Here is an 11,504-nt window from a genome sequence, read left to right as displayed (position 1 = left end):
AAGATTTTCAAGATTTTCAAGATTTTCAAGATTTTCAAGATTTTCAAGATTTTCAAGATTTTCAAGATTTTCAAGATTTTCAAGATTTTCAAGATGAGCTTGTTGCACTGGCTCACTCTTGTCAATCGGTTGTTCAAAATTTTGCGAATTATGTGGCAAATCTTGCGAAAAACTATCAGATTGTTGCTTGTTAAAATTGGTTGATTTTTGTTCAGTAGTTGGTAAAAATTGATTAATTTTTAACGGTTTAAATGCCAATAATCGTAACAAACACATTTCCAAACTTTGCAATGGTGTGTTGGCAAGGGCGATATTTTCCCGACTTTTAATGACAATGTCATAGTAAAGTTGTAGCGTTTCGCTCGGTAGTTTTTCGGCAAGGCGTTGTAAGGCTTGGGTTTGTTGTTGATTTAGACCCAAATCCATATTGGGTAAAAGTTGTAACAATGCCACATGGTGTAAGGTTTCGGCAAGGCGGTCATACACGGCTTTAGCGTCCACCACTTGTTGACGAAGTTTAGCAATAGACTGGGATAAGTCAAGCGGTTGTTGCTCATAAATCTGCTCAAGCAAACGCACGACATCGGCTTGGTCAATTAAACCGAGCATTTGCTGAATGGTATTTTCGCCAATTTCGCCGTTGCCAAACGCAATCGCTTGGTCGGTAAGCGATAACGCATCTCGCACCGAGCCTTTGGCACTGCTCGCTAATTGCCATAACGCATCGGTTTGGTAAGTAATTTTTTCTTGGTCTAAAATTTTTGCCAAATATTCAGATAGTTGTCGCTGTGGAATGGGGCGTAACACGAACTGCAAACAGCGTGAAATAATGGTAATCGGCAATTTTTGTGGGTCAGTGGTTGCCAATAAAAATTTGACGTGTTCGGGTGGTTCTTCTAAGGTTTTTAACAAAGCGTTAAAACTATGGGTTGACAACATATGCACTTCGTCAATCAGATAAACCTTGTAACGCCCTTGGGTCGGAGCGTATGGCACATTATCAAGCAATTCACGGGTATCTTCTACTTTGGTGCGAGAGGCAGCGTCAATCTCAATTAGGTCAATAAAACGCCCTGCATCAACAGCTCGGCAAGTATCGCACATGCCACACGGTGTACTGGTAACCCCTGTTTCACAGTTAAGGCATTTTGCCAAAATCCGTGCAATCGTGGTTTTACCAACGCCACGGGTGCCTGTAAACAGATAAGCATGGTGCAAACGTTGGTGGTTGATGGCATTGATTAAAGCGGTGGCAACATGGTCTTGTCCCAATAATTCATGGAAATTTTTTGGGCGATATTTGCGTGCTAAAACTTGATACATGAAACACCATTGGCAGAAAAAAAGACAAAAAAGGGCATATTCATCGCTAAATACACCCTACTACTACGAAATATTTAAATTAAACGTTTAAACCGCTTCGCTATTGGCTTCAATTAACGGTTGTAATTCACCGTCTTGGAACATTTGTGCAATGATATCGCTACCGCCAATCAACTCACCTGCCACCCAAAGTTGTGGGAACGTTGGCCAGTTAGCGATTTTTGGCAAGGTTGCACGGATTTCCGGATTTTCTAAAATATTTACAAAGGCAAATGGGCGACCGATTTGGGTCAACACTTCTACCGCTCTGGCAGAAAAGCCACATTGTGGAAATTGCGGTGTGCCTTTCATATACAATAATACACTATGATTGGCGATTTGGTCTTTAATGGTTTGTTCAATATCGTTTGACATAAAAATTACCTTTTGGGTGTTTATATAAATGTTGCCTATTATACGCTAATTTGGTTATTTTTGGCAATGAGTACCACACAGCTGGCGGTAATGCCTTCTTGGCGACCTGTAAAGCCAAGTTTTTCGGTAGTGGTGGCTTTTACGCTGATTTGCTCAGTTTGACAATCCATTACCTTGGCGATAGATTGTTGTATTGTTTCACGGTGTGGCAGGATTTTGGGGCGTTCTGCCATAATGGTAATATCAGCATTCACCAGTTGATAGCCTTTATCGTTAATCACCTTATAAACTTCTTTTAGCAAAATTTTACTATCTATGCCTTTATATTGTTCGTCTGTATCAGGAAAAAACTGCCCAATATCACCCAACGCCAATGCCCCAAGCAAGGCATCACACAAAGCGTGTAACACCACATCGCCGTCAGAATGGGCAAGCAAACTATGGGTATGTGGGATTTTGATACCACCAAGCGTTACAAACTGCTCAATTTCGCCTGTGTTGGTAAATGCGTGTACATCAATACCTTGTCCAATGCGTATCATTTTTTTACCTTTTTTTAAATAAAACTAACAAACTTTTAAAAAATTATTGATTAAAAAATTATTCAATTAAACTGCAACAACTGCTTTTGGCTCACTGTGGCTTACAAGTTTTGGTTTTAACACCGCATACAACACCCCTGTGACCACTGAACCGAGAGCGATTGCTACCAGATACATCAGTGGTTTGTTAATCGCATTAGGAATTAACAGCACAAACACCCCACCGTGCGGTGCAGCCAAAGTTATGTTCATAAGCCCTACAAGACCACCTGTCAATGCCCCACCGATGATACAGCTAGGCAAGACACGGCTTGGGTCTTTGGCAGCAAACGGAATTGCCCCTTCAGAAATAAAGCATAATCCCAACACAAATGACGCTTTGCCTGCATTTTGTTCATCGGTGCTAAACTTATTTTTGGCAAGCAAAGTCGCAATCCCCATACCAATGGCAGGCACCATACCACCTGCCATAGCTGCAGCAATTGGGAATTGGTTGGGATTGTCAAGCGTTAGTAACCCCACCGAAAAGGTATAAGCCGCCTTGTTAATTGGACCGCCCATATCCACACACATCATACCGCCCAACACAGCACCGAGTAAAATCAAATTTGTTGTACCCAGATTGGTCAAGAAATTTTCCATGCCCTTTAACAACAACGCCACAGGCTCGCCAACCGCATAAAACATCAACAAACCAATTGCCAATGAGCTTAACAATGGAATGATTAAAATCGGCTTTAGGGCTTCCATAGTCTGGGGTAAATGCACCTTTTTGGCTAAAAAGTTAGCAATATAACCTGCCAAAAAGCCTGCCACAATCGCTCCTAAAAAGCCCGCTCCAAGCTGTGCAGACAATAAACCACCGACCAAACCTGCTGCAAGCCCTGCCCTGTCAGCGATAGAATAAGAAATATACCCTGCCAAGATCGGTATCATCAGCGTAAACGCCGCCTTACCTGTCTGCATCAGCACATCGGCAAGACTGCCCTTTTCTTCAAAGGCGGTAATCCCAAATACAAACGACATGGCAATCAAAAGCCCCCCTGCCACCACAATCGGTAGCATAAAGGAAACACCTGTCATTAAGTGCTTATAAATGCCTGTTTTTTCTGATGATTTTTGCGTGGATGTCGCGGTGGTGTTTGTGCTATTTTGGGCATTACCATAAACTTTTGCGTTGGCAATTGCATTGGCAAAAGTTTGTTTGGTCTGTTTTAACGCTTGACCTGTGGAGGTGCGATACACTTTTTTACCAACAAATCTATCGGCATTGACTTCAATATCCGTTGCCAAAATCACAAAATCCGCATGATTAATTTCTTCGTCGGTTAAAATATTTTTTGCCCCAACTGAGCCTTGGGTTTCTACTTTGACATTATAGCCAAGCTCTTTGCCGATATTTTCTAAGGCTTCAGCCGACATAAAAGTGTGAGCTACGCCCGTGGGGCAAGCGGTAATCGCCACGAACGATAGCGGTTTTGTCGTGTCGTTTTGAACTGTCGTTAGCGTGCTGTCAATCATACCAATAGGCAGGTTTTTTACCACATCAAAAGCATTTACGCCTGCAATATCGTTTGGTTGCACCAACACGATTTTTTGCAAATAATTGACAAAAGGCTGATGGCTTGCCTGACCGATAAGCACGATTTTATCAGCGACTTCAACTGCCACATTCTCCCCAATCACATCATCGCTCAAAATATCACTATAAACGCCTTGATTTTTAGCATCAAACGCCAATTTTTTTGCCAAAATCAAACCTTCAATGTCGTCTTTGGCATGGATAATTACTAAATTTTTCATTTTATTTTGCCTAAAAGTTAATTTTTTTCATCATTTAAAACTGAATTTCGTTCACGGTGGTTTGACTTCCCAGGCGTTCTCGCTCGCCTTTTTCTGCCACATCAAAGCCGATAATGGTAACCGCATAACTTGCCATAGCCACGGCGTTTTTGAGCGTGTTTTTGTCATCATCACCCTGCAAAAACCCATGCACCATCCCTGCCACCATGGTATCGCCTGCCCCCACCGTGCTTTTCACCGTCACGGTTGGCGAATTGGCGGTGAGAATTTTGTGTTTGGATTTTTGTAGCCAATTCACGCCATCTTCGCCTTTTGACACGACAATGTGTTTAATATCACTGTGCAAACGGTCAAACAACGCCACTTCCGCCTTTAAACTCCCTGCATCAATACCAAACGCATCGTGCAATTCGTCCAAGTTTGGCTTAATCATAAAGGGCGAATTTTTCACCGCAACTTTTAGGGCATCGCCACTGGTATCTACGACAAGTTTTGGGTTGATTGCTAAAATTAATTGAATCAATTCATCAAAATCGGTGAGACCAAACCCTTGTGGCAAACTGCCTGACAACACCACAAACTCACAGGTTTTAGCAAGATTTTTAATGCGGTCAAACAACGCATCTTTAGCAGATTTTTCCACCAAAAATCCCTTGCCATTGACATCGGTCATTTGCCCAGAATTTTCAGCAAGTTTAATATTCTGACGAGTATCACCGTTGATATAAATAAATTGATTGTCAAACTTTAGTTGGTTAAATTTATCGTCAAAAATCTGCCGATTACCGTTGCCTAAGAACCCCGTGACCACCACATTATGCCCAAGTTGGGATAATATGCTTGCAACATTGATACCTTTGCCAGCTGGGTGGGTTTGGGTTGCTATCACACGGTTCACCGCCCCAAGGTGCAATTCATCAAGGCTTAAGGTGACATCAATCGCAGGATTTAGCGTGATACACAGCACTTTTTGGTTTGATTGATTGCTCATGCTATCTGCCTTACTTTTCAAGATGATTGACAATAGTATTTAAAAAATCTTGACTTTTTGCACGCACATCGCTGGCGGTGTCGCACTCTAACACAGACATGCCAAGGGTTTGACAAGCTTGATAAGACAGCTTACGGATTTGCATTTTGACAAGCGGAATTTGGTTTGCCGAGACCGACAATTCATCCACACCAAGCCCGACCAATACAGGCACAGCATCGCTATCCGCCCCAAGTTCCCCGCACACCCCGACCCACTTGCCGTGCTTGTGGGCGTACTTCACGGTGTTGTTAATCAGTCGCAACACACTTGGGTGTAAGCCATCTGCTTCACCTGATAATACAGGATGTCCACGGTCAATCGCAAGCGTATATTGGGTTAAATCATTCGTGCCAATGCTAAAAAAGTCCACGAATGGGGCAAATTTTTCCGCCATAATCGCCGAACTTGGTACTTCAATCATCATACCCACTTGCAATTTATCGTGGGGATTGTCCTTTAAAACATCGTCCAAAATCGCCCGAGCCTTGTGCCATTCTTCAAGTCTGGCAATCATCGGAAACATAATGCGTAAATCTTTGCCCTCTGATGCTTTTATCAAAGCAGTCAACTGGTCTTTAAAAATATCAGGACGGCGTAGGGTCAGACGCACGCCACGCACGCCCAAAAATGGGTTATCTTCGCTATTTATGGCAAGATACGGCAACGGCTTATCACCACCCACATCTAGGGTACGCACCACCACAGGACGATTATCCATCACATCAAAAACCTGTTTATAATCAATAATCTGTATCTCGACATCAGGCATTTTGTTGTGCTTCATAAACACAAACTCGGTACGCAGTAACCCCACGCCTTCTGCCCCTTTTTCCACCGCAATTTTGGCATTTTTCACATCGCCAATATTCACCGCCACTTCAATGCGATGATTATCAGTGGTGATTGCAGGATTGTTCGAGGTTTCAAGGGCTAACTTTGCCAATTGTTGCTGTGATTTTTGCAAAGCAAGTGCAGTATCTATTTGATTTTGTTCAGGATTAATATTAAATTCACCTGTTGCACCATTTAGTAAAATTGGCGTGCCATTATCAATCTGCAACACATTCGTACCTGCCCCCACTACCGCAGGAATACCCAAAGCACGAGCAACAATCGCACTGTGCGAACTCGCCCCACCGACGGCGGTCAAAATCCCTGCCACATGACGGCTATCAAGGCGTGCCACATCGCTTGGCATTAAATCATACTTTACTAATACATAAGGATTAGTTGGCAATGCTTGGAAGGTTTCGCCACACAACACCGCCAATACCTTATCACCCACATCACGCAAGTCCATGGCTCGCTCAGCAAGTATCGGATTATTTAGGCTTTCTTGCACTTTGGCAGTTTGTTCAATATGGCTGTGCCAAGCATACGATGCGGTGAAGTTTTGCTCAATTTTCTGATTAACTTGGCTTAATAATTCTGGGTCATCTAACAATGCCAAATGAGCAGTAAAAATCTCGGCAATTTCTTTTTTCTCAGCGGTTTGAATTAAGGTTGCTAAACTTTGTTTGACTTGCTCAATCGCTTGTTGTAATTTTACTTTTTCCGCTTGACTGTCATTGCTAACTTGTTGATACTGATAAGTTTTTGGTTTAATTACTACCGCCTGACCCACGGCAATCCCTTGCGATGCACCGATACCTTTGGATTGCTCATCTAGTGTAGCAAATGGATTAACCCAGTTTGTTTCATCTTTGGTTAAATTTTCAGTTGAATAATTCTTAACTAATTGATTATGTTCATTTTTTTGTGAATTATTTGATAAATTTTGTGCAATCGGCTCCACCGTTTCTCCCAAACCTTGTTTGACCGCCACAATCACTTTAGCCAACGCTTGTTCACTATCAGTATTAGGCTCAGCGATAAATGTTAACGTTTGTCCATAATTCACCCCCAATGCCAACAAATTAGTCAAACTTTTTGCTGACACAAAATTCACACCATCCGCCGAAACCTTGATTTCACCTTGCAAATCTTTGGTAAGATTGACCAATTGCGTGGCAGGGCGTGCGTGCAAGCCGTGCGGATTTGGCACGACAACCGTTTTTGTTTGCCAATCAGGAATAATTTCGGCGTCGATTTGCTCGGCAATTGCTCGGCGATTATCGGCAATTAAATTGGCTTGGAACAAAATATCCAACAAATGTTGTAATTTTTGTTGGTCTAAATTTGGATGATTGGCAATTAGCACCAACGTTTGTAATTTTTGTTGATTAAAATCAATTGCTTGTGTATTTTTAACAATCGCTACCGCAGGTTTATTCACCGCCGTATTGCCAAGCACCGCCCACACATTTGGCTGTAAAAAAATCGCTTTTTCGGTCAATAAATTGGTTAAAAACCCTGCACTTACCAACTTTTGAGCTTTTAACAACTGATAACCTTGATACGCCAATTCATCCAAATCATTGGCATTAGCGTGGGTTTGTATCAAACTTTCATGCAACAATAAACTCTCAGGCGTTGCGTTAAGTATAGCTAAAATATCTTCGGCAGTCGTGGCTTGACGAATATCGTTTTCCACCTCTTTATTTAACGCCGATGTTAACAGTTGCAATACTTGTAAATGTTCATCCGATTTGGCAGAAATTGCCACCGCCAAATACACGGTGTTGCCATTTTCCCAATCCACACCCTTTGGAAAATGAACAATTCTTACCCCTGTTGCCAAAATCGCCTCTCGTGAGCTTGGCGTACCATGTGGAATAGCAATTCCTTGTCCAAGATAAGTAGTACTTTGATTTTCACGCTCAATCAAGCCTTGTAGGTAATCAGATGTTGTTAAGTTTTCCTTAACTAAAATATCCGCTAATAACGCCAAAGCATCAGCTTTATTATCAGCATGCTGTTGCAAAAAAATATGGTCAGGGGATAGGACAAACATGGTTTTCCTTATAATTTCAAATAGACAAATAAATGCCGTCATTTTAGCATAATTTAAGCTAGATTTGATATTTTTTTAACCATATTTTTTTTGATACTATGACTTGTGTTTCAAGGATTTTTCACTTACAATTAGTTGATTTTAATGATTATTTTTAGAAAATTTTTGTATGAAACCATTTATCCATCAGACCAAAACACATCTTATCACAGGTTTTTTAGGGGCAGGTAAAACCACCTTGCTCAACAACTTAATTCAGCAATTTCAACAACAAGAAAAATGGGCAGTTTTAATCAACGAAGCGGGCAAAATTGGCGTAGATGCAGGGTTTATCAATATCAAAAATGGGCTTGTATTGAAGGAAATTAGTGGCGGTTGTATCTGCTGTAGCTCGCAGTTGCTGTTACAAATTGCGTTGGCTCGGCTACTCACCGAACACACGCCAAACCGCTTAATCATTGAGCCGACAGGGCTTGCCCACCCCAAAATCCTTCGCCAAGAACTCACCGCACCGCATTGGCAAAGGGCGTTGAGCCTAAAAAATATCCTGTGCCCGCTCAATGCCGAGCAATGGCAAGATACAAAATACCAAAATCATGAACAATATCAATCACATATTCAATGTGCCGACATTATCATTATTAATCGTTTTACAAAATTATCTTTAGAAAATCAACAACAACTGCAAAATTGGATCAAACAGTTAAACCCAAATGCCACGATTTTTTGGCAAAAAACCACGGATTTTGATAATGAATTAACCGCAAAGCTTGGCAATGTTTTTGATGCTAACAGCTTTTCTGCACAAAATAGCATTAACGCACAAAAAAATCGTCAATTTTTTCAATTAAGTCCAACAAACAATCAAGTAAATCTAAGCCATTCTGATGACAGTACTGCTATCAGCGAACTACCTTTTCGGTATTGCGAAAGCATTAACGAGACTCATACAAGCTATCAAATTGTCGGTTGGCAATTACCGCAACATTGGCAAACCGATGTGTATCCGCTTATGGATTTTTTGTTGGCATTGCCGAATTGGGTACGCATCAAAGGCACAGTTCAGACTAACACCGATTGGCAACGCTTAAATTTTACAAAAGATAGCCTTGATTTATCCACGAGCGATGTGCAAATTGACAATCGATTGGAAGTGATTTTTAGCGAAAATAGTTTGTCAAATCAAGCATTTAGCCAATTAGATGAGCAGTTATTGGCATTATTTAAGCAAAAAATGTAATTTATTTTATTGGTTATTTTAATTTTGCTAAATTATGATTGATGATTTGCAACATCATTTCAGCACAGCGTTGCTCCGCAATCCGCCGACTTTCGCCTGTCGCCAAGGTCATCTCTGTTTGGGTGGGATTAGTTGCTACCAAACATTTGACCTGAAAAGTTTGGTTAGGAGCATTGCCAATGGTCTCTAATAATTCATATTTTGGCAACGCTAATTGGTGGGCTTGGAGCAACTCTTGTAAGCGAGATTTGGCATCTTTTAGCACTTGTTGTTCTTGGACAAGCTCAAATAACCCATATTTTTCATACCACGTTAAAATACAGTGTTTTACCGTGTTAAAATCGCCACTGTCCAAATAAATCGCCCCAATCAGGGCTTCTACCGTATCAGCTAAAATTGAAACCCGATGCCGACCACCGCCTTTGCGTTCCCCAACGCCCAAAATCAGATAATCGGATAATTTTAATGCTTTGGCAATCATCGCAAGGGTAGACTCTCGCACCAAGGTCGCTCGCATACGGGTCAGTCGTCCTTCGTTATGCTCAGGATACCGCTCGTACAAGGCTTCAGCAATCACCACGCCAAGCAACGCATCGCCCAAAAATTCAAGGCGTTCATAATTCGCCAATGGGTCAAAGGAACGGTGCATCAATGCCAATAACGGTAAATTTGGATTGCTAAAATGATATCCCATTTCATAAGACAAGGCGGTTAATTGGCGGGCTTGCGGTGGTAATTTTTTTACATCAAACATTGGAATAGTGGCAATCATAAATCTAGAGAATGGTTAACTGGCTTTTGTTATCGCAAATAAGCAAATGGATTTAACACAAAAACCCAAACGAGGTTGGGTTTTGCAAAATAAATAATGAAACGTAATTATTGGGTCGCAACTTTGGCATCTTCTGCGGTGATATCATCTTCAAAACGGTTAACGATAAATACATTGCCAAAAAAGTTACTTTCTTCGTCATATTTTAGTTTGACCGACATATCGCCTGGGGTGTTTTTGGTAATTTCAATGACATCTTTAGGACTCATGTTATACCCATTAATTGACCATTGAGCTTCTACATTACGTAAAAACTCTTTCTCTGATTCTTTATTATCATTGGCTTTTTTAAGTTCCCAAGCCAACGATTTTTTCAATTGATAATTACCCACTTGAGCAGGTGCAATTCCAATCCCAATCTTAAAGCAAATAACTAGCATAGAAATAACTAATACAATACCCGTTACACCCATACCACGCTGATTACTTGGTAAATTCATAATAACCCCCAAATCTAAAACCTAAGTCAGAAAAATAATGCTTAATTTAACGCAATCTAATAAAAACGTCAACTAAAATTAATGAATTGCTCCATTTCGAACAAAACTTGGCATATTTAAGCCAGTTTCTTTGTGCATCCACACATAAACTGCTTTACCAGCGATGTTTTCATCAGGGACAAAGCCCCAAAAACGCCCATCTGAGCTACGGTCTCGGTTATCACCCATCACAAAATACTGTCCTTTTGGTACGGTAATTTGCCAAGATTGCCCTTCGCTTTCAACGACATTTGGCGATGTTTGCTGTAAAAAACTGGCATACTGGTACCATTGTTTTTCCCCCAAATATCGCACCAAATGCTGATGTCCTGCAGGACTTTCTTGCACATAGGTGGCGTGTTGTTCTTCTTGCACACCCATTTGTTTGGCCTGTTCTGGGGAAATTTCGATACCAGATTCGGTTACACCAACAGGGTATAACTGTTCAGTCATTTTTAGATCAGGCGTATAATGAACAGGCTGGGTAGGTATCGCTTGCCCATTGACGCTTAGCACGCCATTGTTAAAACTAACTGTATCGCCACCCACACCTATCACACGTTTGATATAATAAATTTTTGGATTTAGTGGATAACGAAACACCACTACATCGCCATGTTGTGGGTCGCTGATAGGGATAATTTTTTTGTTAATTAACGGTAACCGAATACCATAAGTATATTTATTAACCGCAATAAAATCGCCTGTATAAAGCGTTGGTACCATAGACGATGACGGTATGTTAAACGGCTCAATCAAAAATGAGCGGACCACCAACACTACAGCTAATATCGGAAAAAAATCATACGCCCAACGCACAAGTGCGGACGATTTTTCCATGCCTTTGGTTTTTTTCTGTTTTAAAACCAATTTATCCAGTAGCCAAATCGCCCCCAAAACCAAGGTAACGGGCACAAGAATTAAATTAAAATCAAAATCCATGCA

The 11,504-nt window shown here is 41.1% G+C and carries 10 protein-coding genes; 1 reads left to right on the top strand and 9 read right to left on the bottom strand.

From position 1 onward, the window contains the following. The 6 genes from dnaX to ptsP form a co-directional block, all read right to left on the bottom strand. Positions 1-1,323, bottom strand: a 1,323-nt coding sequence (gene dnaX, locus A3G3_RS0107290; protein WP_019519882.1) for a DNA polymerase III subunit gamma/tau, incomplete at its 3' end; no start/stop codon positions are given. 87 nt (positions 1,324-1,410) lie between these two features. Then, positions 1,411-1,737: a Grx4 family monothiol glutaredoxin gene (gene grxD / locus A3G3_RS0107285; protein ID WP_019519881.1), complete on the bottom strand. Its 327-nt coding sequence runs from the start codon at positions 1,735-1,737 to the stop codon at positions 1,411-1,413. A gap of 38 nt (positions 1,738-1,775) precedes the next feature. Continuing rightward, positions 1,776-2,279: a 2-C-methyl-D-erythritol 2,4-cyclodiphosphate synthase gene (gene ispF, locus A3G3_RS0107280; protein WP_019519880.1), complete on the bottom strand. Its 504-nt coding sequence runs from the start codon at positions 2,277-2,279 to the stop codon at positions 1,776-1,778. Between the two features lie 66 nt (positions 2,280-2,345). Further along, entirely contained in the window at positions 2,346-4,082 is a 1,737-nt protein-coding gene (locus A3G3_RS0107275) for a fructose-specific PTS transporter subunit EIIC (RefSeq protein WP_019519879.1), read from the bottom strand. 34 nt (positions 4,083-4,116) lie between these two features. Further along, on the bottom strand, positions 4,117-5,073 hold the full coding sequence (pfkB, locus tag A3G3_RS0107270) for a 1-phosphofructokinase (RefSeq protein ID WP_019519878.1): 957 nt from the start codon (positions 5,071-5,073) through the stop codon (positions 4,117-4,119). Between the two features lie 10 nt (positions 5,074-5,083). Next, on the bottom strand, positions 5,084-8,008 hold the full coding sequence (gene ptsP / locus A3G3_RS0107265; RefSeq protein WP_019519877.1) for a phosphoenolpyruvate--protein phosphotransferase: 2,925 nt from the start codon (positions 8,006-8,008) through the stop codon (positions 5,084-5,086). Between the two features lie 169 nt (positions 8,009-8,177). Here ptsP and A3G3_RS0107260 point away from each other — a divergent pair, with 169 nt between their 5' ends. Beyond that, the gene (locus A3G3_RS0107260; RefSeq protein WP_019519876.1) at positions 8,178-9,248 is read left to right on the top strand and encodes a CobW family GTP-binding protein; all 1,071 of its coding nucleotides are present in this window, start codon (positions 8,178-8,180) and stop codon (positions 9,246-9,248) included. Positions 9,249-9,261: 13 nt separating this feature from the next. Here A3G3_RS0107260 and rnc read toward each other — a convergent pair whose 3' ends face one another. The 3 genes from rnc to lepB form a co-directional block, all read right to left on the bottom strand. Continuing rightward, positions 9,262-10,020: a ribonuclease III gene (gene rnc, locus A3G3_RS0107255; protein ID WP_019519875.1), complete on the bottom strand. Its 759-nt coding sequence runs from the start codon at positions 10,018-10,020 to the stop codon at positions 9,262-9,264. 107 nt (positions 10,021-10,127) lie between these two features. Continuing rightward, positions 10,128-10,520: a DUF4845 domain-containing protein gene (locus A3G3_RS0107250; RefSeq protein WP_019519874.1), complete on the bottom strand. Its 393-nt coding sequence runs from the start codon at positions 10,518-10,520 to the stop codon at positions 10,128-10,130. Positions 10,521-10,598: 78 nt separating this feature from the next. Further along, the gene (lepB, locus tag A3G3_RS0107245; RefSeq protein ID WP_019519873.1) at positions 10,599-11,501 is read right to left on the bottom strand and encodes a signal peptidase I; all 903 of its coding nucleotides are present in this window, start codon (positions 11,499-11,501) and stop codon (positions 10,599-10,601) included. Between the last annotated feature and the right edge of the window lie 3 nt (positions 11,502-11,504).

Origin of the sequence: Moraxella boevrei DSM 14165 (assembly GCF_000379845.1) — a bacterium.
In the GTDB taxonomy this organism is placed as follows: domain Bacteria; phylum Pseudomonadota; class Gammaproteobacteria; order Pseudomonadales; family Moraxellaceae; genus Faucicola; species Faucicola boevrei.
This window is presented reverse-complemented; position numbering and strand designations above follow the sequence as displayed.

Coding starts and splice junctions, on each gene's coding strand:
- ptsP (WP_019519877.1), bottom strand. CDS start 8,008: ATGTTTGTCCTATCCCCTGACCATATTTTTTTGCAACAGCATGCTGAT.
- A3G3_RS0107250 (WP_019519874.1), bottom strand. CDS start 10,520: ATGAATTTACCAAGTAATCAGCGTGGTATGGGTGTAACGGGTATTGTA.
- lepB (WP_019519873.1), bottom strand. CDS start 11,501: ATGGATTTTGATTTTAATTTAATTCTTGTGCCCGTTACCTTGGTTTTG.
- A3G3_RS0107275 (WP_019519879.1), bottom strand. CDS start 4,082: ATGAAAAATTTAGTAATTATCCATGCCAAAGACGACATTGAAGGTTTG.
- pfkB (WP_019519878.1), bottom strand. CDS start 5,073: ATGAGCAATCAATCAAACCAAAAAGTGCTGTGTATCACGCTAAATCCT.
- A3G3_RS0107260 (WP_019519876.1), top strand. CDS start 8,178: ATGAAACCATTTATCCATCAGACCAAAACACATCTTATCACAGGTTTT.
- grxD (WP_019519881.1), bottom strand. CDS start 1,737: ATGTCAAACGATATTGAACAAACCATTAAAGACCAAATCGCCAATCAT.
- ispF (WP_019519880.1), bottom strand. CDS start 2,279: ATGATACGCATTGGACAAGGTATTGATGTACACGCATTTACCAACACA.
- rnc (WP_019519875.1), bottom strand. CDS start 10,020: ATGATTGCCACTATTCCAATGTTTGATGTAAAAAAATTACCACCGCAA.